The organism is Streptococcus periodonticum (assembly GCF_003963555.1).
Taxonomy (GTDB): domain Bacteria; phylum Bacillota; class Bacilli; order Lactobacillales; family Streptococcaceae; genus Streptococcus; species Streptococcus anginosus.
In genome coordinates, this window is the sequence record NZ_CP034543.1 from 705,216 (window position 1) to 731,560 (window position 26,345).

Annotated in this window: 29 protein-coding genes and 1 other annotated feature; of the genes, 22 read left to right on the forward strand and 7 right to left on the reverse strand. The window is 39.5% G+C overall.

Features of this window, described 5'->3' with window-relative positions; all coding sequences use genetic code 11:
* Positions 1-9: 9 nt before the first annotated feature.
* Positions 10-795, reverse strand: a complete 786-nt coding sequence (gene gatD / locus EHW89_RS03410; RefSeq protein WP_003025079.1) for a lipid II isoglutaminyl synthase subunit GatD — start codon at positions 793-795, stop codon at positions 10-12.
* Positions 795-2,138 (reverse strand): lipid II isoglutaminyl synthase subunit MurT, encoded by a 1,344-nt coding sequence (murT, locus tag EHW89_RS03415; RefSeq protein WP_126466687.1) that lies wholly within the window; start codon positions 2,136-2,138, stop codon positions 795-797. The genes gatD and murT overlap by 1 nt, the downstream gene beginning before the upstream one ends.
* A gap of 107 nt (positions 2,139-2,245) precedes the next feature.
* Between murT and cdaA the strand changes: the two genes are divergently transcribed.
* From cdaA to EHW89_RS03445, 6 genes are all read left to right on the forward strand, one after another.
* Complete coding sequence (cdaA, locus tag EHW89_RS03420; protein ID WP_003032693.1) at positions 2,246-3,103, forward strand: diadenylate cyclase CdaA; 858 nt, start codon at positions 2,246-2,248, stop codon at positions 3,101-3,103.
* Positions 3,090-3,818: a CdaR family protein gene (locus EHW89_RS03425; RefSeq protein WP_003032661.1), complete on the forward strand. Its 729-nt coding sequence runs from the start codon at positions 3,090-3,092 to the stop codon at positions 3,816-3,818. The genes cdaA and EHW89_RS03425 overlap by 14 nt, the downstream gene beginning before the upstream one ends.
* Positions 3,819-3,842: 24 nt before the next feature.
* A complete protein-coding gene (gene glmM / locus EHW89_RS03430) occupies positions 3,843-5,195 on the forward strand; it encodes a phosphoglucosamine mutase (RefSeq protein ID WP_126466688.1) in 1,353 nt (450 codons plus the stop codon).
* Positions 5,196-5,307: 112 nt separating this feature from the next.
* Complete coding sequence (serB, locus tag EHW89_RS03435; protein ID WP_126466689.1) at positions 5,308-5,958, forward strand: phosphoserine phosphatase SerB; 651 nt, start codon at positions 5,308-5,310, stop codon at positions 5,956-5,958.
* A gap of 3 nt (positions 5,959-5,961) precedes the next feature.
* Entirely contained in the window at positions 5,962-7,074 is a 1,113-nt protein-coding gene (locus EHW89_RS03440) for a glycerate kinase (RefSeq protein ID WP_126466690.1), read from the forward strand.
* A gap of 215 nt (positions 7,075-7,289) precedes the next feature.
* A complete protein-coding gene (locus EHW89_RS03445) occupies positions 7,290-7,784 on the forward strand; it encodes an EbsA family protein (RefSeq protein ID WP_057489621.1) in 495 nt (164 codons plus the stop codon).
* On the opposite strand, the gene EHW89_RS03450 is transcribed toward EHW89_RS03445, so the two are convergent.
* On the reverse strand, positions 7,771-7,968 hold the full coding sequence (locus tag EHW89_RS03450; RefSeq protein ID WP_126466691.1) for a ferredoxin: 198 nt from the start codon (positions 7,966-7,968) through the stop codon (positions 7,771-7,773). The two genes, EHW89_RS03445 and EHW89_RS03450, sit on opposite strands and share 14 nt — an antisense overlap.
* A gap of 45 nt (positions 7,969-8,013) precedes the next feature.
* Here EHW89_RS03450 and EHW89_RS03455 point away from each other — a divergent pair, with 45 nt between their 5' ends.
* The 7 genes from EHW89_RS03455 to EHW89_RS03485 all read left to right on the forward strand — a co-directional run bounded on the left by EHW89_RS03455 (position 8,014) and on the right by EHW89_RS03485 (position 12,608).
* Positions 8,014-8,463: an SAG1386/EF1546 family surface-associated protein gene (locus EHW89_RS03455; RefSeq protein WP_003032880.1), complete on the forward strand. Its 450-nt coding sequence runs from the start codon at positions 8,014-8,016 to the stop codon at positions 8,461-8,463.
* Positions 8,464-8,472: 9 nt separating this feature from the next.
* Positions 8,473-9,150: a (d)CMP kinase gene (cmk, locus tag EHW89_RS03460; protein WP_126466692.1), complete on the forward strand. Its 678-nt coding sequence runs from the start codon at positions 8,473-8,475 to the stop codon at positions 9,148-9,150.
* 26 nt (positions 9,151-9,176) lie between these two features.
* Positions 9,177-9,306: a sequence feature (ribosomal protein L20 leader region), on the forward strand.
* Between the two features lie 15 nt (positions 9,307-9,321).
* Complete coding sequence (gene infC, locus EHW89_RS03465; RefSeq protein WP_003025051.1) at positions 9,322-9,852, forward strand: translation initiation factor IF-3; 531 nt, start codon at positions 9,322-9,324, stop codon at positions 9,850-9,852.
* A 33-nt stretch (positions 9,853-9,885) separates the two neighbouring features.
* Positions 9,886-10,086, forward strand: coding sequence for a 50S ribosomal protein L35 (rpmI, locus tag EHW89_RS03470; protein ID WP_003034914.1), 201 nt, complete (start codon positions 9,886-9,888; stop codon positions 10,084-10,086).
* 46 nt (positions 10,087-10,132) lie between these two features.
* On the forward strand, positions 10,133-10,492 hold the full coding sequence (gene rplT / locus EHW89_RS03475; protein ID WP_000124834.1) for a 50S ribosomal protein L20: 360 nt from the start codon (positions 10,133-10,135) through the stop codon (positions 10,490-10,492).
* Between the two features lie 263 nt (positions 10,493-10,755).
* Complete coding sequence (gloA, locus tag EHW89_RS03480) at positions 10,756-11,142, forward strand: lactoylglutathione lyase (RefSeq protein WP_126466693.1); 387 nt, start codon at positions 10,756-10,758, stop codon at positions 11,140-11,142.
* A gap of 101 nt (positions 11,143-11,243) precedes the next feature.
* Complete coding sequence (locus EHW89_RS03485) at positions 11,244-12,608, forward strand: polysaccharide deacetylase family protein (RefSeq protein WP_126466694.1); 1,365 nt, start codon at positions 11,244-11,246, stop codon at positions 12,606-12,608.
* Positions 12,609-12,660: 52 nt separating this feature from the next.
* Here the strand turns inward: EHW89_RS03485 and EHW89_RS03490 are convergent, their stop codons facing one another.
* Entirely contained in the window at positions 12,661-13,749 is a 1,089-nt protein-coding gene (locus EHW89_RS03490) for a DEAD/DEAH box helicase (RefSeq protein ID WP_193552984.1), read from the reverse strand.
* Positions 13,733-14,722 carry a Gfo/Idh/MocA family protein gene (locus EHW89_RS03495; RefSeq protein WP_126466696.1) on the reverse strand — a complete coding sequence of 330 codons (990 nt, stop codon included), beginning with the start codon at positions 14,720-14,722 and terminating at the stop codon, positions 13,733-13,735. The genes EHW89_RS03490 and EHW89_RS03495 overlap by 17 nt, the downstream gene beginning before the upstream one ends.
* Positions 14,723-14,826: 104 nt before the next feature.
* Here EHW89_RS03495 and udk point away from each other — a divergent pair, with 104 nt between their 5' ends.
* Together udk and EHW89_RS03505 are read left to right on the forward strand one after the other, a co-directional pair.
* Entirely contained in the window at positions 14,827-15,462 is a 636-nt protein-coding gene (gene udk, locus EHW89_RS03500) for a uridine kinase (protein WP_049513421.1), read from the forward strand.
* A gap of 42 nt (positions 15,463-15,504) precedes the next feature.
* A complete protein-coding gene (locus EHW89_RS03505) occupies positions 15,505-16,182 on the forward strand; it encodes a YoaK family protein (protein ID WP_126468053.1) in 678 nt (225 codons plus the stop codon).
* 58 nt (positions 16,183-16,240) lie between these two features.
* Here EHW89_RS03505 and pepT read toward each other — a convergent pair whose 3' ends face one another.
* Both pepT and EHW89_RS03515 read right to left on the reverse strand, forming a co-directional pair.
* Complete coding sequence (pepT, locus tag EHW89_RS03510; RefSeq protein WP_126466697.1) at positions 16,241-17,464, reverse strand: peptidase T; 1,224 nt, start codon at positions 17,462-17,464, stop codon at positions 16,241-16,243.
* Between the two features lie 132 nt (positions 17,465-17,596).
* Positions 17,597-18,412, reverse strand: a complete 816-nt coding sequence (locus EHW89_RS03515; RefSeq protein ID WP_126466698.1) for a Cof-type HAD-IIB family hydrolase — start codon at positions 18,410-18,412, stop codon at positions 17,597-17,599.
* 136 nt (positions 18,413-18,548) lie between these two features.
* On the opposite strand from EHW89_RS03515, the gene lepA reads away from it, so the two are divergent.
* The 7 genes from lepA (at position 18,549) to EHW89_RS03550 (ending at position 26,139) form a co-directional block, all read left to right on the forward strand.
* Positions 18,549-20,372 carry a translation elongation factor 4 gene (lepA, locus tag EHW89_RS03520; RefSeq protein WP_126466700.1) on the forward strand — a complete coding sequence of 608 codons (1,824 nt, stop codon included), beginning with the start codon at positions 18,549-18,551 and terminating at the stop codon, positions 20,370-20,372.
* A gap of 109 nt (positions 20,373-20,481) precedes the next feature.
* Positions 20,482-21,111 (forward strand): hypothetical protein, encoded by a 630-nt coding sequence (locus EHW89_RS03525; RefSeq protein WP_126466702.1) that lies wholly within the window; start codon positions 20,482-20,484, stop codon positions 21,109-21,111.
* Between the two features lie 246 nt (positions 21,112-21,357).
* The gene (gene murB, locus EHW89_RS03530; RefSeq protein WP_126466703.1) at positions 21,358-22,260 is read left to right on the forward strand and encodes a UDP-N-acetylmuramate dehydrogenase; all 903 of its coding nucleotides are present in this window, start codon (positions 21,358-21,360) and stop codon (positions 22,258-22,260) included.
* Between the two features lie 97 nt (positions 22,261-22,357).
* A complete protein-coding gene (locus EHW89_RS03535; protein ID WP_126466705.1) occupies positions 22,358-23,515 on the forward strand; it encodes an ABC transporter ATP-binding protein in 1,158 nt (385 codons plus the stop codon).
* Positions 23,496-24,302 (forward strand): ABC transporter permease, encoded by an 807-nt coding sequence (locus EHW89_RS03540; RefSeq protein WP_003027522.1) that lies wholly within the window; start codon positions 23,496-23,498, stop codon positions 24,300-24,302. The genes EHW89_RS03535 and EHW89_RS03540 overlap by 20 nt, the downstream gene beginning before the upstream one ends.
* Positions 24,299-25,072: an ABC transporter permease gene (locus tag EHW89_RS03545; protein WP_126466707.1), complete on the forward strand. Its 774-nt coding sequence runs from the start codon at positions 24,299-24,301 to the stop codon at positions 25,070-25,072. Before EHW89_RS03540 ends, EHW89_RS03545 begins: the two co-directional genes overlap by 4 nt.
* Positions 25,069-26,139 carry an ABC transporter substrate-binding protein gene (locus EHW89_RS03550; protein ID WP_126466709.1) on the forward strand — a complete coding sequence of 357 codons (1,071 nt, stop codon included), beginning with the start codon at positions 25,069-25,071 and terminating at the stop codon, positions 26,137-26,139. Before EHW89_RS03545 ends, EHW89_RS03550 begins: the two co-directional genes overlap by 4 nt.
* Positions 26,140-26,345: the final 206 nt, after the last annotated feature.

Genomic DNA, 26,345 nt, shown 5'->3' on the forward strand with positions numbered 1-26,345 from the left:
TCCTATTATCTATTCAAACTCTGCCTTGCTCTTGACGTCGCCGTATTCTTCGGGGACTTCTTGCGCTAGAATGTCCTCGTAGTTGGCGAGTGGAATCTCTTGACCGTATTTATTCTTCAGGGCGGTTGTCACTAGGCGGTAAGCTAGATTGGCATTGCGGGATAGGATAGGACCGTGGAAGTAAGAGCCAAAGACATTCTTGTAGTGCACGCCTTCGCTTTGGTCTTCCTTGTTGTTTCCATTCCCATAAATAATTCTGCCGAGCGGTTTTTCATCTTCAGATAGGAATGTCCGTCCTTGGTGATTTTCAAAACCATAGTAGGTTTCGTCAAATTCATCATTATGAATCTTGATGTCGCCGATATAGCGATTATTTTTTTGATTGAGAGTGTAATGTCCCATAATTCCAAGTCCCTCAATCCGCCGACCAGAAGCTTCAATGTAATATTGACCTAGAAGCTGAAAGCCACCACAAATAGCTAGCACCACGCCGTCATGATTGATAAATTCTTCCAAACTATCTTTTTTTGCAGGCAGATCTCGTGCCACAATGGTCTGCTCGTAGTCTTGCCCTCCGCCGAAAAACGCCAAATCATAGTAATCTTTATCAAACTCATCTTCAAGTGAGACAATATCAACTTGAACGCGAGCGCCTAACTTTTCAGCTACATATTTGAGCATGAGAATATTGCCATTGTCACCGTAGGTATTCATGAGATTGCCATAGAGATGAGCAATCTTCAAATCATAAGTATAATCCCGATTTTCAGGAGAAGTTAGTGATGTATAAACCATTAGTTCATCTCCTTTCTGACGACTTGATGAGAAGCCAGCAATTCGCGAAACTCTAGCATGGCGGTGTAAGTAGCTAGGATATAGGCATGCTTGGTTTCTTGGTTTTTAATTTTTTCAAAGACCCGGCTTAAATCAGCTACTTCACTGATTTGTTCAGCATTATAGCCAGTCACCCGCAAGCGTCGGGCAATCTCAGAATGACGAACCCCGCCAGCAATCATATGCGGGATATCCATGTTTAAAACCTGCTCAAAATCTGCATCCCAGATCCAGCTCGTATCGATACCGTCCGCATAATTAGCATTGAGCAGAACTGACAAGCTAAATGGATAAGGAGCTAGTTTAATCATTTCTAGAGCTTGCGTGGCTCCAACAGGATTTTTAATGAGAACTAGCGTACACTCCTTGTCGCCAATCTTGAAAGTTTCCTGACGTCCGAAAACAGCTCTGCTCTTGTCAAAACCAGTCTTGATAGTAGTTGGCTCAACTCCAAAGAATTGAGCAACGGAAACGGCAGCTAAAGCGTTGTAGATATTGTAGAGACCACCGATATTGATGTGATAGCTTTGACCGTCAATGACAAAATCCGAACTGTTGTGACGAAGACTGGTCAATTGGGTCAGTTTGTAGTCTAATTCAGGGCGCCTAAAGCCACAGTGCTCACAAATATAATTGCCTAGATTGGCATAAGTATTGAGCTTGTATTTTAGAATGTGCTGACATTTAGGACAGAGAATACCCTCCGTATTGTAGTGAGCTAGTTTTGGCTCTCCTTTTTCTGTATCAAAACCATAATATTGAACCGGATTTTTGAGAGTAACAGAGTTAAACAGCGGACTGTCTCCATTTAGCAAGACGGTTGCCGTAGGAACCTTTTGAGCAGCATCCAAAATCATTTGGTAGGTCGTGTAAATCTCCCCGTAACGATCCATTTGGTCTCGGAAAATATTGGTAAAGACAAAAAGGCTCGGTTTAATGTAGTCGCAAATGCGTGAAAGACTAGCTTCATCAATTTCCAGTACAGCGATATTCTTGCCAGATTTTCCTTTTTTTGCGGTTAGGAAAGTGGTTGTAATGCCGCTAATCATATTGGCTCCGCTGGGATTGGTCACTACTTCGTCAAAAGCCTCTTTGAGGATTCCAACTGTCAGAGCAGTAGTCAAGGTTTTCCCGTTTGTCCCTGTAATCACCACTACTTCGTAATCACGTGCTAGTGTATTTAAAATATCATTGTCAAATTTCAGGGCAAGTTTTCCAGGCAGAGTTGAACCACGTCCCAGTTTGCTTAAAACAAAATGGGAGGATTTCCCTGCAAGAGTGCCCAACATAGTATTTATCTTCATAAGAAATATTTTATCATAAAAAAGTAAAGAAGGTTACAGAAAAATATCTTGAAAAGTGATATAATAGTCAAGAACGTTTTTAGGTTGAGAAAGAGAGGACACTGAAAATGAATTTTCAGCAATTGTCCAATCTCCAATATTGGTCTAGTTTATTTTCTAGCCCTTGGAGTATTGTTACCAATATTATAGATATTGCACTGGTTGCTTGGATTTTATTTTATTTTACAAAAGCAATCGCTGGTACTAAAATTATGATTCTCGTTCGAGGGGTTTTAATCTTTGTGCTGGCTCAGATTCTTGCCAATGCCATTGGTTTAACAACGGTTTCTTGGTTGATTAATCAAGTTATCACCTATGGGGTTATTGCGGCAGTTGTGATTTTTACACCTGAGATTCGTACAGGTCTGGAGAGGCTGGGGCGTGCTACCGATTTGTTTTCTACAGCACCCATTAGCTCAGAAGAAAGAATGGTGCAGGCATTTGTCAAAGCAGTGGATTATATGAGTCCGCGGAAAATTGGGGCTCTCGTTGCTATCCAAGGTAGCAGAACCTTGCAAGAATACATTGCAACAGGGATTCCGTTGGACGCTGATGTATCTGGTGAGTTGTTAATCAATATCTTCATTCCCAATACACCGCTGCATGACGGTGCTGTCATTGTAAGAGACAATAAAATAGCTGTTTCTTGCGCTTATCTTCCGCTCACAGAAAACACAGGGATTTCTAAGGAATTTGGAACACGTCACCGCGCGGCAATCGGTCTGTCAGAAGTGTCCGATGCCCTTACTTTTGTAGTATCGGAGGAAACTGGAGGTATCTCTATTACACATAATGGAGTTTTCAAGCATAATTTGACATTAGAGGAATTTGAAGCAGAATTGCGGAAAGTGCTGATCTCAGATGAACAACCAAAATCACCATTTAGAAATCGTGTGCTAGGAGGTTGGAAACATGAAAAATCGTAAACAGATTTGGTACATCATTTCTTCCATCTTTTTTGCGGGTGTTTTATTTATTTACGCCACCACGACAAATTACCAAAATAATTCAAATGCTAGACAAACAACTTCTGAAACCTATACCAACACCTTGCCTAGTGTACCAATTGACATTAAATACGATAGTGAAAAGTATTTTATTAGTGGGTTTTCATCTGAAGTGTCAGTGGTATTAACTGGTTCTAATCGTGTGACTCTTGCTAGTGAAATGCAAGAAAGTACACGAAAATTCAAGGTTGTGGCAGATTTGACAAAAGCTACAGAAGGAACGAGAGAAGTACCTTTGGCGATTAAAAATTTACCAAGTGGGTTGACTGCGACTGTCACACCAGCTAAGATTACAGTGAAAGTTGGCAAGAAAGCAAGCAAGACAGTTGAAGTGAAAACAACTATCAGTTCAGCCCAGTTAGCAGATGGGTTGATGGTTGATCGCGTGACGGTTGGTGACAATAAGGTAACTGTTACAAGTGACGAAGATACGCTGGCTAAGGTCGATCATGTAGAAGCGGTAGTGCCAACTAGTGAAAAAATATCAGCTAACTATTCAGGAAATGCCCCACTACAGGCAGTTGATGCAAATGGCACAGTTTTGCCAAGTGTGATTACTCCTTATGAGACAACCATAAAAATTACTGTTAAATCATCAAGTTCGTCTTCGAGTTCGACGAGCTCATCCAAATAAAAGTATTGAAAGGATTTTATAAAAATGGGAAAATATTTCGGAACGGACGGAGTTCGTGGAGAAGCAAATGTGGAGTTAACACCAGAGTTAGCTTTTAAATTAGGGCGTTTTGGTGGTTATGTATTAAGCCAGCATGAGAAAGATGTACCCCGTGTCTTTGTAGGACGTGACACGCGTATTTCAGGAGAAATGCTGGAAAGTGCTTTAGTAGCTGGACTTCTGTCTGTTGGGATTCGTGTTTATAAGCTTGGGGTTATTGCGACACCAGGTGTAGCTTATCTGGTGAAATCTGAGAAAGCAAGTGCGGGTGTTATGATTTCAGCTAGCCACAATCCTGCACTTGACAACGGTATTAAATTCTTTGGTGGCGATGGCTATAAATTGGACGATGAGCGTGAATTGGAAATTGAAGCTCTTCTTGATGCCAAAGAAGACGATTTACCGCGTCCAAGTGCGGAAGGTTTAGGAACTCTTGTGGATTATCCAGAAGGGTTGCGCAAATATCAACAATATCTCGTGTCCACTGGTCTTGATTTAGAGGGAATGAAAGTTGCCCTTGATACAGCAAATGGTGCTGCTTCAACGAGTGCTCGTCAGGTATTTGCGGATTTGGGAGCTAGATTGACGGTCATCGGGGAAAATCCAGATGGGCTAAATATCAACTTGAATGTTGGCTCTACACATCCTGAAAAATTGCAAGAAACAGTCCGTGAATCAGGTTCGGCACTTGGTCTGGCATTTGACGGCGATAGCGATCGCTTGATTGCAGTTGATGAGAACGGTGAGATTGTCGATGGCGATAAAATCATGTATATCATTGGGAAATACCTCTCTGAAAAAGGTTTGCTTGCTCAAAATACAATTGTAACAACTGTTATGTCAAATCTTGGTTTCCATAAAGCTTTGGATCGTGAAGGCATTAACAAGGTGATTACAGCTGTTGGTGACCGCTATGTTGTAGAAGAAATGCGCAAATCTGGTTACAATCTGGGCGGTGAGCAATCCGGTCACGTGATTATCATGGATTATAATACGACGGGTGACGGTCAGCTGACAGCTGTTCAATTGACAAAAGTGATGAAAGAAACAGGTAAGCCTTTGTCTGAATTAGCATCGGAAGTAACGATTTATCCACAAAAATTGGTCAATATCCGTGTTGAAAACAGCATGAAGGACAAGGCCATGGAAGTACCTGCTATTAAAGCGGTCATTGAAAAAATGGAAGCGGAAATGGCTGGCAATGGTCGCATTCTTGTTCGTCCAAGCGGAACAGAGCCACTTTTACGGGTCATGGCAGAAGCACCAAGCCATGAGAAAGTAGATTACTATGTCGATACAATTGCAGATATTGTGCGTGCTGAAATCGGTATTGAATAAAGCAAAGAAGCTCTTGTTTGTATAACAAACAGGGCTTTTCTTTGTCTTTATATTGCAACTTGTTTTGTCAATCAATTTTTTATATAATACAAGCAATATATGAGGTGATGATGTGAAAACAAGAGGATTATTGGTACTGGATGTAGACAGTACCTTGATTAGAGAAGAAGGAATCGATTTGCTAGGTGCTGCAGCAGGAGTTGGTGAGCAAGTCGCAGCCATTACAGAACGGGCTATGCAAGGGGAATATGATTTTGAAACGGCTCTGATAGAACGTGTGACTTTGCTCAAAGGACTTCCTGAAACAATTTTTAAACGAGTTTCTAAGAAAATTCATTTTAGCAAAGGTGCTCAAGAGTTGATAGAGGAAATGCATCAGCGTGGATACAAGGTTGGCATTGTATCAGGCGGATTTCATGAAATGGTAGACGAATTAGCCACGAAATTGAACGTAGATTATGTAAAAGCTAATCGTTTAGAAGTGAAAGATGGTAAGCTAACCGGCAAAGTTTTAGGAACAATTGTCACAAAAGAAGTCAAAAAAGCAATACTAAGACAATGGGCGGAGGAAAATAACTTGACTCTGGCTCAAACTATTGCTGTAGGAGACGGTGCCAATGACCTCCCGATGATATTGACGGCAGGAATCGGGATTGCTTTTAACGCCAAGCCTCTTGTGAGAGAACAAGCGCCGTATCAAATCAATCAAACGGACTTGTATCAGGTTGTAAAACTTTTAGAGGGGGTAGAAAGTGAGGACTAAGCCATGCATGTTTTAATTGTACCAGATTCTTTTAAAGAAAGTTTATCAGCCCAAAGTGTTGCAGGGGCTATAAAAGCAGGATTTTCCAAGGCACTCCCTGAAGCAACATTTGACTTGCTACCCATTGGAGATGGTGGTGAGGGAACAATGGCAGCTTTGATTGCAGCCTTGCAGTTAGACACTTATACTCACATCGTAACTGGACCTTTCGGAGAACCTGTTTCGATGAAATATGCTCGAAAAGGTGATATCGCGCTCTTTGAAATGGCTGATTTGGTTGGTTTAGCCTCTATTTCGCCAGAAAAAAGAAATCCTCTGACCCTTGATACCAGAGGACTGGGAGAGTTAATTTTGTATCTAGCCAAGGAAGGTGTGCGGCAAATTTATATTGGCGTAGGGGGCTCTGCTACCAATGATGGTGGAATTGGAATGGCAGCTGGGCTGGGTTATGAATTTTTTGATAAAGACAATCATTTGCTTCAAGCAAAAGGTGCGTCTTTAGGTCGTGTGGCTCGCATTTCAGCTGATAATGTTCCTGCAATTTTGGAAAATCTGGACATTCAGATTTTGACAGATGTCACAAATCCTCTCTGTGGTGAAAATGGCGCCACGTACGTCTTTGGAGGGCAAAAAGGTTTGCCCGCTCTGCTATTTTCTCAAGTGGATCAGGCAATGGTGACTTTTTATAAACAGGCTAATCCAACAATTTTTTCGCTAGCTGGTGCAGGTGCCGGAGGAGGTATGGCGGCTGGTCTGGTGACATTTGCGCATGGAAAAATTGTTTCAGGAATTGATACTTGTCTTAACTTGCTTGATTTTGATAATCGTGTCAAAAGGGCTGATTTAGTCATCGTGGGTGAAGGACGAATGGATCAACAAAGTTTGGCAGGCAAAGCCCCGATTGGAGTGGCAAGAAGAACACCAAGGAATGTCCCCGTTATCGCTATTTGTGGGAGCCTAAGTGATGACTTACCTGCTTTTCCAGTAGAAAACATTCAAGCTGCTTTCCCAATCATTTCTCAAGTCGAACCTCTAGCTATTATTCTAGCCAAGGCAGAAGAAAATCTCATCCGAACAGCTCAAAATATTGGAAATCTATTAAAAATGAAAATATAAGATTTAACTCTATCGGCTGAATCTTGAGAAAGTGGAATTTGACCTATTTGCATTTTCGTTGAGGCGATTATCTCTATCACATCTGCCATTTTCGACTAATTTAATAAGGGATTAGAGCTAGTATTCTTTCACTTCCTTAATTTTTTCTTTTGTTGTCCAATCTCACTCCCATTTTTCTTTTTTTTATGATAAACTATATAAGAGGGGGTGTAGACATGATAAAGATATTTGGTCAGTTGCGCTATCATTGGCAACCAGATCTTTCTCTTCTAATCATTTATTGGTCTTTATCGGTCATTCCGATTTTTATAGGTTTTGCATTTTTATTTGAGAGTTCAGAAGTTCCGTTTTTAGTTCTTTTCTCTTTCTTTTTGTTCATGGTATTATTGGGGATTGGTGTACATAGATATTTTACGATATATGACAACGGGATTTTAAGAATTACTACGGCAAATCCATTTACACCTTCGAAGATTGAAATTTCAACAATTCGTAAAGTAGAAGTGACAAAAACTTCTATTACTCTTTTATTTGATGGCAAAGAAAAAGGCCGTACGTTTTGTATGCGTAAGTGGCCTAAGAAGTATTTTGTAAATGCTTTGGCTTTGAATGATCATTTTAAAGGTGAAGTTGAACTAATGGACAACTTCACCCACGTAGACTATTTTGAAACCTATTATGCTCATCCTAAAAAAACTACTCTTTCTTAAGAGCTTTTGTAGGACAGTTTTTGATAGCTTCAATAACATCAGGTGTTTCAGGAATTTTTTTTTCCAGAAGTTCATCTTCTTGATGAAATTTAACAATGCCATTGTCATGATAATCAAATAGTTCAGAATAAGTTTGGCAAAGCCCGCAGGCAATGCATCGTTCAGGAATGAGTGTAACTTTCATACTCATATTGTAATCGGAATTTTGAAAAAATACAAGGAGGAAGTCATGGCAAAGGAACCATGGGAAGAAGATATTTACGACAAGGGAGAAAAAGAATTGACGAGAAGTAAAAAAACGAGCGATGTAGTGGCCAATCGTGTGTTGACAATTTTAGCGGTTATTTTTTTCATCATGGTGATTACAATTGTAGGTATGATGATTTATTTATCAACTGGCGGAAGCAGCAAAAAAGCAGCAACACAGGGCTTTTATAATACTAAGGCTACCAGCAAACCAAGTGAAAGTTCTAGCGTTCCAGAGTCTTCTAAGGCAACAAGTGATAGCAGTCAAACGCAATCATCTGAAGGAACGCTTACTGTTCAAGCTGGAGAAGGTGAGGCGGCCATTGCTGCGCGTGCAGGGATTTCGATTGCTGAATTGGAGCGTTTGAATCCTTCTCATATGACAACAGGCGCTTGGTATGCCAATCCAGGTGATGTGGTGAAAATTCGATAGGAGTGTAGAATGAAACAAATTCAAATTGCCATTGATGGTCCGGCTTCAAGCGGAAAGTCAACGGTTGCTAAGATTATTGCGAAAGATTTCGACTACACTTACTTGGATACAGGCGCTATGTATCGTGCGGCGACGTACTTAGCTTTACAAAATGATTTATCTGCAGAAAAGTGGTCTGAAATTGTCGCATTATTAGACACTTATCCAGTTAGTTTTGGGCGTGATAAAAATGGGGAGCAGCTTGTTTTTGTCGGAGATGTAGATGTGACGCATCCGATTCGAGAAAATGAAGTAACTAACAATGTTTCTTGGGTGTCTGCAATTCCAGAAGTACGAGAAAAGTTGGTTGATTTACAACGAGAAATTGCTACTCAAGGTGGTATTGTTATGGATGGGCGTGACATTGGAACAGTTGTTTTGCCTCATGCAGAGTTAAAAATTTTTCTTGTAGCCTCAGTTGAGGAAAGAGCTCAACGCCGTTATAAAGAAAATCTTGAAAAAGGTATTCCGACGAACTTAGAAACTCTGAAAAAAGAAATTGCAGATCGGGACTATAAAGACAGTCATCGAGCGGTTTCTCCTTTAAAACCAGCAGTTGATGCCATTCATTTTGATACAACGGGTATCGGAATTGCTGAAGTTGTTGCTTTTATCGAAGAAAAAGCTAAAAAAATCCTTGACAAATAATCTGAAACTTGATATTATATAAAAGTTGAGAAAAGCAGAAGTGAGAGCTTCTCGCCTTGCGACTAACGTTGTCTGGCTCTACGGATTAAGTTTCAGAGATGAAATACTATCATGTAGTGCGGGCTTGCGTTAGCAAGTCCGCTCTTGTTTTTCTCTAAAAATAAAAAAGAGGTGAAAACCATAGCAAAACAAGACTTATTCATCAATGATGAAATTCGTGTGCGTGAAGTTCGTTTGATCGGTCTTGATGGTGAGCAATTAGGCATTAAACCACTTAGCGAAGCACAAGCAATTGCTGACGATGCAAATGTGGACCTTGTTCTGATTCAACCACAAGCTAAACCGCCTGTTGCGAAAATTATGGACTACGGAAAGTTCAAATTTGAGTATCAGAAAAAACAAAAAGAACAACGCAAAAAGCAAAGTGTTGTTACCGTGAAAGAAGTTCGTCTCAGTCCAACGATTGACAAAGGTGATTTTGATACAAAACTTCGCAACGCACGCAAGTTCCTTGAAAAAGGAAATAAAGTGAAGGTTTCTATTCGCTTTAAAGGGCGGATGATTACTCACAAAGAAATCGGAGCTAAAGTATTAGCCGACTTTGCTCAAGCAACGCAAGACATTGCGATTATTGAACAAAGAGCTAAAATGGATGGACGTCAAATGTTCATGCAATTAGCACCAATCCCTGACAAAAAGTAATCTGTCAGAAGTTAGAAAAAGGAGAAAAATATCATGCCAAAACAAAAAACACACCGCGCATCAGCTAAACGTTTCAAACGTACAGGTTCTGGTGGCTTGAAACGTTTCCGTGCTTACACTTCTCACCGTTTCCACGGAAAAACTAAAAAACAACGTCGTCATCTTCGTAAAGCAGCAATGGTATCTGCAGGAGATTTCAAACGTATCAAAGCAATGCTGACAGGTCTTAAATAAGAGATATTGTAGCAGATTATTCTAGGAAATATTGGAGGAAATATAAATGGCACGTGTTAAAGGTGGCGTTGTATCACGCAAACGTCGTAAACGTATTTTAAAATTAGCTAAAGGTTACTATGGTGCAAAACATATCTTGTTCCGTACTGCAAAAGAACAAGTAATGAACTCTTACTACTATGCATACCGTGACCGTCGTCAAAAGAAACGTGATTTCCGCAAATTGTGGATTACACGTATCAATGCGGCGGCTCGTATGAATGGTTTGTCCTACTCACAATTGATGCACGGTTTGAAATTGGCTGAAATTGAAGTAAACCGTAAAATGCTGGCTGACTTGGCTGTCAACGATGCAGCAGCTTTCACAGCTCTTGCAGATGCAGCTAAAGCAAAATTAGGTAAATAATGAAAATAGGCTGGGAGAATGTTTTCAGCCTTAAATCATACTGTGTCATAAAATAACGATGCAGTGGTTGATTGTTCAAAGTATAGCTTTGAAGTTGCAAGATAGAATTTGCGAAACAAGTCTCAAGACTGTTCGTTTTTCAAACTCAGCAACTTTACAGGAGTGGGATGGAACTAAATGCTATCTCATTCCTTATTTTTTTAGCTAAAACTGGAGAAAATTCGTGATTTAGGATATAATGGAAAAAAGCAAAGGAGGATGCTATGGCTTCTAAAATGTTGCATACGTGCTTGCGAGTGGAAGATCTAGAAAAATCTATTGCATTTTATGCAGATGCATTTGAATTTAAAGAATTACGGCGCAAGGACTTCCCAGAACATCAATTTACAATTGTTTATTTGGGGCTTGACGGTGATGATTATGAGTTGGAATTAACTTATAATTATGGACACGGACCTTATGTGATTGGCGATGGATTTGCTCATGTGGCTTTGAGTACGCCTGATTTGTTGCAGCTTCACGCTGAACACACTGCTAAAGGATATGAGGTTACACAGCCAAATGGACTTCCTGGAACAAAGCCGAATTATTACTTTATTAAGGATCCGGATGGTTATAAAGTTGAAGTGATTCAAGAAAAAACTTTATAAGTTTGTAAATAATTGAAAATGAAAGGCTTGAAATTATTTTAGCCTTTTTTAGTAGGTAAAGTCTTTTTTAAACGAAAGAGACGAGGTAGAAAGGTAGTGTAGTGAAAAAAATACTTCTCATTGTCCTAAATGTCGCTTTTTTAATGATTATTATTTTTGGGAGTTTTCGGATTAGAAAATTGCTACAAGAAAGAAAATTAAATCGACAAATTTCACAAGTTCTGAAAAGGGCAGATACAAAATATCATTATGGTTCAGTACGAAAGCAGACAGGACGTGTAGGAAGTCAGCTCATTACGTCTTACTATCCATTAACAGAGAGCAAGCAAGATATTGGTGTTATTAAAGAGAAAATCAATGCCGATATTCAGAAATTTTCAGATAAACAAAGTCAAGTATCGCAATACGATAACCTTATTTTTTATGTGAGTCATTTTACAGAGACAAATTTTTCTGGAGTAAAGCAAGTTGAAATCAAGCGAATCTCTTATCCAGTGTTAACTACGAAAGTTGGAAAGGCTAGAGAAGAGGTTTTGGACTCGCTTTACATGTCGTCTGACAATAAATTGTTTAGCTTAAATCGACTTTTTAAAAATGTTGAGCAAGCCAAAAAGTTATTGCTAGAAGAAATGCAGCAGAAAATCACCGCTCTTCATAAAACAGAAGGACAGAAGATTCTACAAGCATTTCAAACAAGAGATATCTCCCAATGGACATTCAGTTATGAAAAAGGAAAACTCAATCTATTTTATAAAAACAATGAGCGAGTTTCAAAGGTGGAAATCGCCTTACCAGCCTTATATGAGGTAATTGATGAGCATTATTTAAAGGGAGAGGATTTGGCCGCATATCAGTCCTATCAAGCTAAAAAACAGCAAAAATTAGTAGCTTTGACGTTTGACGATGGTCCCAATGCAGCAACGACACCGCAGGCTTTGGATATTTTAGCCAAATACCATGTCAAAGGAACTTTTTTCATGTTGGGGAAAAATATAGCTGGAAATGAGCAACTTGTCAAACGTGTTCATGATGAGGGGCATGAGATTGGCAATCATAGTTGGAGTCATCCACAATTACCAACTCTTGCTCTTGAGCAAGCAAAAAAACAGATTGAGGATACACAAGCAGCACTTCGGGCTGTTATCGGAGAGAGTCCAAAAATGATGCGTCCGCCCTATGGAGCTATCAACAATACACTCCGAAATGCTGTTGATATGTCTTTCATTATGTGGAATGTGGATAGCTTGGATTGGAAAAATCGCAATACTGGGTCTATCATGGAGCAAGTGAAAAAGCAGACTTATCCAGGATCAATCATTTTAATGCATGATATTCATCAAACCACCATTAATGCTTTGCCGAGTGTAATTGAATATTTGCAAAAGAATGGGTACACTTTGGTTACAGTTAGTGAACTTCTGAATCATCAATTGGAAGGACATCGGCTGTATTACGGTGCAAATTAGATAGAAAAAAAGGATAGAAATGATTGCTTCCTATCCTTTTTCTATACTCTTTTTATTTCACATAGAGTTCACGATTTTTTAAGATAATTTCTTGAACGTGGGCATATTTTTTTAGTGTTTTTAATTCTTCTGGGTGGCTGATGAATGTAATGACATAGCCCTCTTTGCCCATACGACCAGTCCGTCCGGCGCGGTGGGTATAGGTTTCAAAATCGCGAGGCAGGTCATAGTTGATGACACATTCGAGAGAATCAATGTCAATTCCTCTAGCTACCAAGTCAGTAGCAAGTAAGAGTGTGAGTTCGTCGTTTTTAAATTGCTCCAAGATGACTTTGCGGAATTTGACATTGACATCACTTGCCAGAGACACAGCTTGAATGTGACGATATTGTAGTTTTTCCTCAGCATTTCCTAAGTCTGAGAGGGCATTGAAAAAGACAAGGGCGCGAAATTCTGAGACATGAGCGAGCTTTCGCAAATATTCAACTTTGTCGCGCTGTTTAACTTGCATATAAAAATGTCGAATATTGTCAAGATGTTGATCTTCCAGTTTGATTTGGAGAGTATTTTCAGCAAGCTTGTCTTGGTCAAACTTAGCAGTCGCACTCATGTAAATCAATTGATGTTCACGTGGTACATAGTGAAGGATCTGCTGCACAAAATGATATTGCGAATCGCTAAGTAGTTGATCAAATTCATCCAGAATGATTGTATCGACATTCATCATTTTGATTTTTTTTAGTTTGATGAGTTCAAAAATGCGTCCTGGCGTCCCGATGAGAATTTCAGGGCCTTTTTTTAACCGTTCAATTTGTCGTTTTTGGCTGGAGCCAGATAGAAAGAGCTGAGCTGTTAAGCCAAGTAGTTCAGCCCATGTTTTGGTGACGTCAAAAATCTGTCCAGCTAGCTCAGTATTGGGAGCCAAGATAAGTAATTGATGGGATTTCTTAGGTTTTAGTTTTAGAAGAGTTGGGAAAAGATAGGCAAGTGTTTTTCCAGTTCCGGTAGGGCTTATCCCAAGGACATTCTCTCCTTCCGTAATGGGAGAAAAGAGTTGTTCTTGAATGGGAGTTAAATGCTCAAAGCCAAGTTTAGTGAGTTGGTCTTGCCAACTTTTGGGAAATTTAGTTGTTATCATCATCAGCCTCAAATCTAATACCAGCATCTTGTCGCATGCTAAACAGAGTTTTATGCACGGCAGCAGCAGCGTCTAGCCAGTTTTGGTAGGTTTCTTGTTTTATTTCACCACTTAATGCTTTAGCGAATTGTTTGGCTTCTTCAGCCATGGTGTGAGAAGAGCACGCAATTTCAAGAGTTGTTTTCTCCTTGTTTAGATTTTGGAAAACAGCAGAAGTGATGAATTCGATTGAATTCAAGGTTAGTGTACCGTCTGTTGTGTAAATTTCAGCAGGGAAAAAGCTATTGATATTTTTTCCGGTTTGGATAGTCACTTGAAATTCTGGATAGATTAAGCTTCCTACTCCATTTAGATCGACAGTATTTGGTAATTGCTGAGCGGTGTAACAGGCATTTTCTGGTGCTCCAAAAAGTCGTATGGCTGCATAGACAGGATAAATGCCTAAGTCCATTAGAGCACCGCCTGAAAATTTCGCCGAAAAGACATTTGGTTCTTTTCCAGCTAGCAAGTCTGGCATTTTGGAAGAATACTTCGCATAGGTGAAATGCGCTCCAAGAATGGTTTTGTTTTTGAGAAACTCTGAAATGACGTCAAATGATTGCTCATGATAGTTTCGAGCCGCTTCAAAAATGTACACATGTTGTTCTTGAGCTAATGCTACCAATTCAGCCCATTCTTCTGGGCGTGAGACAGCAGGCTTTTCCACAATCACATGTTTGCCTGCTAAAACGGCAGCTTTTGCTTGTGGGAAATGCAGAGAGTTGGGGCTTGCAATATAAATAATGTCTACATCACTAGTTAAAAAATCAGCCATATCTGTGTAGCAATCTACATTTTCATAATGACTGGCAAATGTTTGAGCAGCATGTATCGTCCGTGAATATACCGCAGTCAGTTGATAGTCTTTTGTCGAATGAGCAGCCTTGACAAATTGGTGAACAATGTCTCCAGTTCCAATCGTTCCGAGTTTTAACATCGTTTTCTCCTTATTTTTTATCTTGTCATTTATTTTGATTTACCTCTTTCATTATATCATGATTTGTTGTAAAATAGATAAGATGATAAAAAATGGAGTGAATAATGCAAAATAGACCGATTATTATTGGCGTGACTGGTGGATCTGGTGGTGGTAAGACGAGTGTTTCAAGAGCCATTCTGTCAAATTTTCCAAATGAAAAGATTTCTATGATTGAGCATGATTCTTATTATAAGGATCAGTCACATTTGACGTTTGAAGAGCGGATTAAGACCAACTATGACCATCCTTTTGCTTTTGATACAGATTTGATGATTGCGCAAATCAAGGAATTATTGGCAGGACGTCCGGTAGATATTCCGACGTATGACTATACAGCTCATACACGCAGTGATAAAACCTATCGTCAAGACCCACAGGATGTCTTTATTGTAGAAGGAATTCTGGTTTTAGAGGACAAACGCTTACGTGATTTAATGGACATTAAGATTTTTGTTGATACAGATGATGATGTTCGAATCATTCGTCGGATTAAGCGAGATATGGATGAGCGTGGACGTAGTTTAGACAGTGTCATTGAGCAATATCTAGGTGTGGTAAAACCTATGTATCATCAATTTATTGAGCCTACGAAGCGCTATGCGGATGTGATTATTCCAGAAGGAGCTTCTAATACAGTAGCGATTGATTTGATTACAACGAAAATTGAAAAAATCTTGCAGGAAGCAAGAGAGCAATAGAAAGGAAGTCTAGTGAGGGAGTGCTAGACTTTTTAGGTGATGATGATAAATAATGTAAAAAGAAAAGGAGAATTTCATTCACGCTCGAAATTTTTTGCCTGTCTGCTGACTTTTTGTGCGGGATTTATTGATGCTTATACATTTATTGAAAGAGGCGGGACATTGGTTGCGGGCCAAACAGGAAACGTTGTTTTCTTGTCAGTTGAATTGATTCATCATGAGACAGGAGAAATAGAAGTGAAGTTGGCAACGATGCTGGCTTTTATGCTAGGCATTTTTGTGTTAACCATTTTTAAAAATAACTTTGAAAATTCTTTATGGCGCTTATCCAGCATTCTTCCACTGATTTTGGTTTGTGGGCTTACAGGATTTCTACCAGCAACCGTGTCCAATCTTTTCATTGTTCCGCCGATTGGTTTTTGTATGGGGTTGGTGGCAACAGCTTTTGGTGAAGTGGACGGCATTGTCTACAATAATTCTTTTATGACAGGCAATATCAAAAAAACAATGGTAGTTTTTGGTACTTATGTGCGGACAAAAGAAAAAACTTGCTTAGCAGAAGGCATTTTCTTCGTTGCTTTATTAGGAAGTTTTGTGACAGGAGCGATTGTTTCCACTTATTTGATACAATTTTATTTGTTGAAAACAATCTGGCTCGTAGCTATTATTTTACTAGCATTTTTAACTTTTAGAATGGTGCAATACATTCGCAGAAGATAAATTAAAACTGCAACTCAGCTTTGATGAGAGTTGCAGTTTTTGATAGAGTTATGGAATGTTAGTCTTTGTAAGAAACGATACCAATAATGGTATCAACAGCGCGTTCCATTGTTTGCAGACTGACATATTCAAAGCGTCCATGCATATTTTCACCGCCGGCAAAGATATTTGGTGTCGGAATGCCCATAAAGGAAATCTTTGAGCCGTCTGTTCCGCCACGAATAGGTTCGATAATCGGTTTGATGTCCAATTTTTCCATAACAGCCTTTGCAATATTGATAGGTGTCATGTCTTTTTCAATGACTTGACGCATATTGTAGTATTGATCTTTAAGCTCTAACTGAACACGTTCGCCTCCAAGCGTTGCATTCATTTTATCGGCAATAGAGCGCATCAGTTCTTTGCGTTGCTCAAAAGTTGCTGTGTCGAAGTCACGAATGATATAACTTGCTTTTGCTTCTTCAACAGTTCCTTCTACATTCATAAGGTGGTAGAAGCCCTCGTAGCCGTCTGTCAGCTCTGGGCGAGCACCTTTTGGCAATTGATTATGAAAGTCAATGGCTAATTGCAGAGCGTTAATCATTTGTCCTTTGGCAGTGCCTGGGTGGACATTGCGTCCTTGGAAAGTAATGTCAGCTGCGGCTGCGCTAAAGGTTTCAAATTGAAGTTCTCCGAGCGGTCCACCGTCAATCGTATAAGCAAAATCCACATCGAAATCTGCTGCATCAAACTTGTCAGCTCCGACACCTATTTCTTCATCTGGACCAAAGCCAACTCGAATTTCGCAGTGTTTGATGTCAGGATGAGCTGTTAGATACTCAATCGCTGTCATGATTTCAGCGATACCTGATTTATCATCAGAGCCGAGAAGGGTTGTTCCATCAGTTGTAATCAAGGTTTGTCCCTTATATTTTTTCAAACTAGCAAAATCAGCAGGGTCAAGATTAAAACCAGACTGCCCAAGCGGAATCACTTCACCATCATAATTTTCAATAATTTGTGGATTGACACCTTCTGCGTTGAAATCTGCGGTGTCCATGTGGGAAATGAGACCAATCTTGCGTGTGAAACTTGGGTCATTTGCAGGAAGAGTACCGATAGCGTAGCCATTTGGTAAATAATATACATTTTCCAAACCAATGCGTTTCATCTCAGGAATGAGGATGTTATTGGCGAAATCTACTTGGCTTTGTGTGCTTGGTGTTGTCGTAGAATGTTCATCTGAACGCGTATTTACTTTTACATAAGTCAAAAAACGTTCTAAAAGAGTAGGGTAGTTCATAAGTTCTCCTTTTTGCATAGATGTAATTAGTGTATCATATTTTGAGAGAGAAGGCTATTTACAAATAGTGAAAGAATGACAATATTCTCAATAAAAATCATGAACTTGAAAAGAAGCTCATGATTCATCCTATTAGTTATTTAAAATGAGTTTTTCAATAGCTGTAGCGACACCGTTCTCATCATTGCTATCTGTAACGTAATCAGCGAGTTTTTTTACATAATCACTGGAATTTCCCATAGCCACACCAAGACCTGCAAACTCTAGCATTTCAATGTCGTTGTTAGCATCACCAAGAGCCATAATTTCTTGAGGTTTAATCTCTAAATGTTGAGCTAATTGCTTAAGAGCTGTTGCTTTAGTAGTGCCTTTGGGCATAGCTTCATAAATGACTGGTTGGGAACGAACGCCGCTGAAATGCTGGCAAATCTGGCTTGCAAATTGTTTTTCAAAGGTATCTAATTCATCAGGCTGGGCTAGAAACATAGCTTGGAACATGATATTCTTGCCGCTAATAGCTTCTTTGAGGCTAATTTCTGTGGGGGTTGTAAAAACAAGGCTAGCGTCATAAGTGACTAACTCACTTGGCTTTTCGTCTACCACTAAATAACGTTCTTCATCAAAAAGAGTCAATTGGGCAGGAGTTTGCTTGGCAATTTTATCTAGATAAAGAATGTCTTTCACACTCAGTTCTTTCCAAGCAACAAGATTCCAATCTTTCGTTTGATGAGTAGAGCAACCGTTGTTAATGATGACATATTCGTTTTCTCCGCTCAGTCCTAATTGTTCATAGTAAGGTTTCACTCCGACTAGAGGGCGGCCTGTACAAAGAACCAGCTTTACTCCATGTTCGACAGCTTGATGAATTGCTTGAATATGTGCCTTTGGAATTTCTTTTTGACTATTTAAAAGTGTACCATCCATATCTAATGCGATTAATTTAATCATAGCCCCCTCATTTCTGTAAATGTATTTGCTTTTATTATAGCACAAATGAAACGGGATATGGAATGCTTTTTCAAGACTGGTAAAAGTCACCTGCCTTATGTTATAATAAATAGAATACCCGAAAAGGATGAGAAAAATGAACTTAGATGAATTAAAAAAACGGCAGGAGAAGATTCGAAATTTCTCTATTATTGCGCATATTGACCACGGTAAGTCGACTTTGGCAGATAGAATTTTGGAAGCAACGGATACTGTATCCAGCCGAGAAATGCAAGCTCAACTTTTAGATAGTATGGATTTGGAAAGGGAGCGGGGTATTACTATTAAGCTCAATGCGATTGAACTCAATTATAGAGCTAAGAACGGTGAAACTTATATTTTTCATTTGATTGATACACCAGGGCATGTGGACTTTACTTATGAAGTATCGCGATCATTGGCAGCCTGTGAAGGGGCTGTTTTGGTGGTTGATGCTGCTCAAGGTATTGAGGCACAAACTTTAGCCAATGTCTATCTGGCTTTGGATAATGATCTAGAAATCCTACCTGTTATCAATAAAATTGATCTGCCTGCTGCTGACCCAGAGCGAGTTCGGACTGAGATTGAAGATGTCATTGGTTTGGACGCAAGTGAAGCTGTGTTGGCTTCGGCTAAAGCTGGTATCGGGATTGAAGAGATCCTAGAGCAAATCGTGGAGAAAGTTCCTGCGCCGACAGGAGATGTGACTGCACCACTCAAAGCCCTTATTTTTGACTCGGTTTATGATGCTTATCGTGGAGTTATTCTGCAAGTGCGCGTGATGGACGGAGTTGTGAAGCCAGGTGATACCATTCAGCTGATGAGCAATGGCAAGACTTTTGATGTAACTGAAGTGGGTATTTTTACTCCAAAAGCTGTTGGACGAGATTTTCTTGCAACAGGGGATGTTGGCTATATCGCAGCCTCTATCAAGACGGTGCAGGATACTCGGGTCGGAGATACGGTGACCTTAGCGGACAATCCAGCAGATGAACCACTTCATGGCTACAAGCAGATGAACCCGATGGTTTTTGCTGGACTTTATCCGATTGAGTCCAATAAATATAATGATTTGCGGGAAGCTTTGGAAAAACTTCAGCTTAATGATGCTAGTCTTCAATTTGAACCCGAAACTTCTCAAGCTTTAGGTTTTGGCTTCCGTTGTGGTTTCCTCGGTTTGCTCCACATGGATGTGATTCAGGAACGTTTGGAGAGAGAGTTTAATATTGACTTGATTATGACGGCACCGTCGGTTATCTACAAGGTTAATATGACAGACGGCGAATCCCTTGATGTTTCCAATCCGAGCGAATTTCCAGAACCGACCAAGATTGATTCCATTGAAGAGCCTTATGTCAAAGCACAGATTATGGTGCCGCAGGAATTTGTCGGAGCGGTGATGGAATTGGCTCAGCGTAAACGCGGTGACTTTGTGACTATGAACTATATCGATGAAAATCGAGTCAATGTCATCTACCAAATCCCGTTGGCAGAAATTGTCTTTGATTTCTTTGACAAACTAAAATCCTCAACTCGTGGTTATGCTAGCTTTGACTATGAAATCTCAGAATACCGCAAGTCGAGTCTCGTTAAAATGGATATTCTCCTTAATGGTGACAAAGTAGATGCTCTTAGCTTCATTGTTCACAAGGAATTTGCCTATGAACGCGGAAAATTGATTGTTGAAAAATTAAAGAAAATTATTCCGCGTCAGCAATTTGAAGTGCCGATTCAGGCAGCAATTGGTCAGAAAATTGTGGCACGGACAGATATCAAAGCTTTGCGCAAGAATGTCTTGGCAAAATGTTATGGTGGAGATGTTTCCCGTAAACGTAAGCTCTTGGAAAAACAAAAGGCTGGTAAGAAGCGGATGAAAGCCATCGGATCTGTTGAAGTGCCACAAGAAGCGTTCCTCAGCGTCCTCAGCATGGATGATGAGTGATATTGTACCAAAGCTATAAAGAGAGTGGAATGCTCGCTTTTCTTGTGCCGTAAAATAGTTGTGAACTTCAAATAAATATGCTGAAATAAAAATATAGAAGGAATTGGTTATGAAGAAGAAAAAGAGCTGGCTGATTTTATTTTTAGCAGTACTCCTTATCTTTACACTAGAGGCATGTAGTTCAAGCGGAGGGAATAAACCAAAATCATCACAACAGTCATCTTCGTCAAGTAAAGTATCTGCAAAAGAAAGCAGTAGCTCAAGTTCATCAAATGTTATGAAAAAAGATGTGAAGACGGAAGAAATGCAACGTGTAGGCTCAGATGATTATGGCTATATTGACATTCCAAAAAATTGGTTGAAATTTAGGGATGTTGATGGTGGCGACAGTATTCAATATACGGATGGTTCTGGCTACAATATTGTAACTATGAATGCTTACACGAAAGAAAAAGCTAAGATTCAAGAAAGAGAAGAGTTTACAGCTCAGACAATTGCCAATCGTATTTATTATAATTGGCAAAACAATAAAAATGTAAATAGAGTTTGGGGCTCAAAAGGAGCAGTTGCAGGTAACGAAGCCTATCAAGTAAATATCATCATGAAATCAGGGCAGTATCTGGTTAGTTGGATTTTCAAAAAGGACGAGAAAGTTTATCTTATTGCACTTGAAGGCAATCGAGAAACCCTAATAAAGCTTCCTCCTTATATTGAAAAGACATGGAATTTACGTAAATAGAAAGTTTAAAGAAACCTTTAAGAACTGAGAGAATGTGATATTCAAACTTAAATTGAAAAGAGTGAGAAGAAGTTGGTTTCTATGCAATGACAGCTTCCCCGCTCTTTTTTCATAGCTCATAAAAATCACGAATAAGGACGTACAAGCATTTTTCGGCTTCGTAAGGGAAATATTTTTCTTTATTCTATCGTAAATATTTGCTAAATTTGGTATAATAGATTGAATTTTGTTTAAGAGAGAGAAAAAATGTCAACTTTAGAAATGTTAAAATCAGAATTGAACGGAATTGATATCCGTTTTGATGAACCTTTGAAACAATACACTTATACAAAAGTAGGTGGAGCTGCCGATTATCTGGTTTTTCCGCGAAATCGTTATGAATTGGCACGAGTGGTAAAATTTGCTAATCGGGAGCAGATTCCTTGGATGGTACTAGGAAATGCTAGCAATATCATCGTTCGTGATGGTGGTATTCGTGGTTTTGTGATTATGTTTGATAAATTAAATGGTGTTGCAGTGGATGGCTACACCATTGAAGCAGAAGCAGGTGCTAATCTGATTGAGACGACCCATGTTGCGCTTTATCACAGTCTGACAGGTTTTGAGTTTGCCTGTGGGATTCCGGGGAGTATTGGCGGTGCTGTCTTTATGAATGCCGGAGCCTATGGTGGCGAAATTGCCCATATTTTACTTTCTTGTAAGGTGCTGACACGTGATGGAGAAATCAAAAATATCAGTGCACAAGATATGAAATTTGGTTATCGCCGTTCATATGTTCAACAGACAGGTGATGTGGTGATTTCTGCCAAGTTTGCCTTAGCACCAGGAATGCACCGTGTGATTCGTCAAGAAATGGAACGTTTGACCCACCTTCGTCAATTGAAGCAGCCTTTAGAGTATCCTTCTTGTGGCTCTGTTTTTAAACGTCCGGTGGGGCATTTCGCAGGGCAATTGATTAGTGAAGCAAATTTAAAAGGGTACCGCATTGGTGGGGTAGAAGTTTCGACAAAACATGCAGGTTTTATGGTCAATGTTGATAATGGAACTGCAGCAGATTATGAAAATTTGATTGCACATGTGATTGAGACAGTGAAAGTTCATTCTGGTGTGACTTTGGAAAGAGAAGTCCGCATTATTGGCGAGAAATGAGTGTCTCTAGCGGCAACATTCATATTATTCTCTAAAAAAATCAGTCAGGACAAGACTTTAATCTGTCAATCTATGAAAAAGAAGGAATTTATGGCAATTGAACAAACCAATCATTGAATTTAAAAACGTATCAAAAGTTTTTGAGGATAATAATATAGTCGTCTTAAAAGACATCAATTTTGAATTAGAAGAAGGGAAGTTTTACACACTTTTAGGTGCTTCTGGATCAGGAAAATCAACCATTCTAAATATCATCGCTGGCTTGTTGGATGCGTCCAGCGGTGATGTTTTTCTTGACGGCGTCCGAATCAACGATATTCCGACCAACAAACGTGATGTGCATACGGTGTTTCAGTCCTATGCCCTTTTTCCGCACATGACTGTTTTTGAAAATGTGGCATTTCCGTTGCGTTTGCGTAAAGTTGAAAAACAGGAAATAGAGCGACGAGTTGCAGAAGTCCTGAAAATGGTGCGTTTGGATGGCTTTGAGAAACGCTCTATTCGTAAATTGTCCGGTGGACAACGCCAACGAGTGGCTATTGCGCGTGCTATTGTCAATGAACCGCGGGTTGTTTTGCTGGATGAGCCTTTATCTGCACTGGATTTGAAGTTGCGAACAGACATGCAGTATGAATTACGTGAATTGCAGCAGCGTCTAGGGATTACTTTTGTCTTTGTCACCCATGACCAAGAAGAAGCACTGGCCATGAGCGACTGGATTTTTGTGATGAATGACGGGGAGATTGTGCAGTCAGGGACACCTGTTGATATATATGATGAACCTATCAATCACTTTGTAGCGACCTTTATCGGCGAATCCAATATTCTTCCAGGAAAGATGATTGAAGACTATCTGGTTGAATTTAATGGCAAACGATTTGAAGCCGTTGACGGAGGAATGCGTCCTAATGAGCAGGTGGAAGTCGTCATTCGTCCAGAAGATTTGCGGATTACACTTCCGGAAGAAGGAAAACTGCAAGTTAAGGTTGATACGCAGCTTTTCCGTGGCGTGCATTATGAGATTATCGCTTATGATGAATTGGGCAATGAGTGGATGATTCATTCGACTCGCAAGGCCATTGTCGGAGAAGAGATTGGGCTGGACTTTGAACCAGAAGACATTCATATCATGCGGCTTAATGAAACAGAGGAAGAGTTCGATGCTCGAATTGAAGAATATGTGGAAATGGAAGAGCAAGAAGCTGGCTTAATCAATGCCATTGAGGAGGAGCGCGATGAAGAAAACAACCTCTAATCTTTTTGTTGCTCCTTATATTCTTTGGATTTTATTATTTGTATTGGCGCCTGTTGCCATGATTGTTTGGCAGTCGTTTTTCAATATCGAAGGTCATTTCACCCTTGAAAACTACAAGACTTACTTCGCTTCGCAAAATCTGACTTATCTCAAAATGAGTTTGAACTCTGTTTTATATGCGGGGATTATCACAGTTGTCACTTTAGTAATCAGTTACCCAACTGCATTTTTATTGACGCAACTAAAGCACAGACAGCTTTGGTTGATGCTCATCATCTTGCCGACCTGGGTCAATCTGCTTCTCAAAGCTTATGCTTTTATTGGGATTTTCGGACAAAATGGCTCTGTCAATCAATTTTTAAGTTTTATTGGGATAGGTGCTCAGCAAATCCTGTTTACAGATTTCTCTTTTATTTTTGTAGCTAGCTATATTGAGCTGCCCTTTATGATATTGCCGATTTTTAATGTTTTAGAGGATATGGATCAAAATCTGATCAATGCCAGCTATGACCTTGGTGCCAATCGTTGGGAAACCTTCCGTCGTGTCGTTTTTCCTTTATCTATGAATGGCGTGAGAAGTGGTGTGCAGTCTGTCTTTATTCCCAGTCTCAGTCTTTTTATGCTGACGCGTTTGATCGGTGGCAATCGCGTTATTACGCTAGGTACAGCCATTGAGCAGCATTTTCTGACTACACAAAATTGGGGAATGGGCTCAACCATTGGTGTTGTCTTGATTGTAGCCATGCTCGTTATCATGTGGGCAACGAAAGAAAGGGGAGAACGATGAAAAAAACTGCTAGTATTTATTTAACAGTCGTCTTCTTAATTCTTTATTTGCCGATTTTTTATTTGATTGGCTATGCGTTTAATGCTGGCGATGATATGAGCAAGTTTACAGGCTTTAGTCTGATGCATTTTCAAAATATGTTCAGTGATACTCGCCTGATGCTCATTTTGGCACAAACTTTTTTTCTAGCTTTTCTATCTTCTTTGATTGCAACAGCAATCGGAACGTTTGGTGCCATTTATATTTATCAAGCCAAAAAGAAATACCAAGATGCCTTTTTATCGGTTAATAATATCCTTATGGTAGCGCCAGATGTCATGATTGGGGCTAGTTTCTTAATTCTTTTTACAACTATCAAATTTCAATTAGGTTTTCTATCTGTTCTGGCGAGTCATATTGCCTTTTCAATTCCTATCGTCGTCTTGATGATATTGCCACGGCTAAAAGAGATGAATGATGACATGATTAAGGCAGCCTATGATTTAGGGGCAAGCCAAGTTCAGATGTTAAAAGAAATCATGTTGCCCTATTTGACACCAGCCATTATTGCAGGGTATTTTATGGCTTTTACCTATTCCTTGGATGATTTTGCAGTGACTTTCTTTGTGACAGGAAATGGCTTCTCAACCTTATCTGTTGAAATTTACTCGCGGGCTCGGCAAGGAATTTCGCTAGAAATCAATGCTCTTTCTGCTTTGGTATTTCTGTTTAGTATTCTTTTAGTGATTGGCTATTATTTTATTTCTCGTGAGAAGGAGGATGCGGTATGAAAAAGCTCTATTCATTTTTAATGGGCATTGTTGCCATTATCCTTGTTCTCTGGGGAGTGAGTTATCACATTGAAAGTCGGACAAAAAGTGGCTCTGGTGACAAATTGGTCATCTACAATTGGGGAGACTATATTGATCCAGAGTTGCTGACGAAGTTCACCAAGGAAACGGGCGTCCAAGTCCAATATGAAACTTTTGATTCCAACGAATCCATGTACACCAAGATTAAGCAAGGCGGGACAACTTACGATATTGCCATTCCTAGTGAATACATGATTTCTAAAATGATATCGGAACACTTGCTTGAAAAATTGGATCATTCTCAGATTAAAGGGCTAGAAAATATTGGAAAACGATTTTTAAATCAATCATTTGATCCTAAAAATCAATACTCTATTCCTTACTTTTGGGGAACGCTTGGGATTGTCTACAACACAGAATTAGTCAAAACAGCTCCTAAGCATTGGAGTGATTTGTGGCGACCTGAATATAAAAACTCTATCATGATGATTGATGGAGCGCGCGAGGTAATGGGTGTTGGGTTAAATGCTTTAGGTTATAGCCTCAATTCTAAAAATACTAAGCAATTACAAGAAGCAGTTGATAAGCTTTATACGTTGACACCGAATATCAAAGCAATTGTAGCAGACGAAATGAAAGGCTATATGATTCAAAACAATGCGGCGATTGGCGTTAGTTTTTCAGGTGAAGCACGGCAAATGTTGGAAAAGAATGACAAGCTTCGCTATGTTGTCCCAACAGAAGCCAGCAATCTTTGGTTTGACAATATCGTTATTCCAAAAACCGTCAAAAATAAAAAAGCTGCTTATCAATTTATTAACTTTATGTTAAGACCTGAAAATGCCTATAAAAATGCTTTGTATGTTGGCTACTCAACGCCTAACATGCCTGCTAAGGCGATGCTGCCAAAAGAAATCCAAGAAGACAAAGCCTTTTACCCAGATGAGGAAACTCTGAAGCACTTAGAAGTTTATCAACAACTCGGTGCTAAGTGGCTAGGAATTTATAATGACTTGTATCTTCAAGTGAAAATGTATCGGAAATAATGCTCCGTGAAAATTGTTTCGAGCCTTGTTAGCCACCGGACTGTTAAAGGCTGCGGATAAAGAAACCGAGGTTTCCATCAAAAACCTTCTGGAAGCCAGTTGGAGTCGTAGGACAGGATTCACGCAGTGAATCTTATTCAGACTTTTTGATTTTCATTGAGAGTATAAAATTAAATATAAAAAATAACGGAAGTTGAGCAACTCCC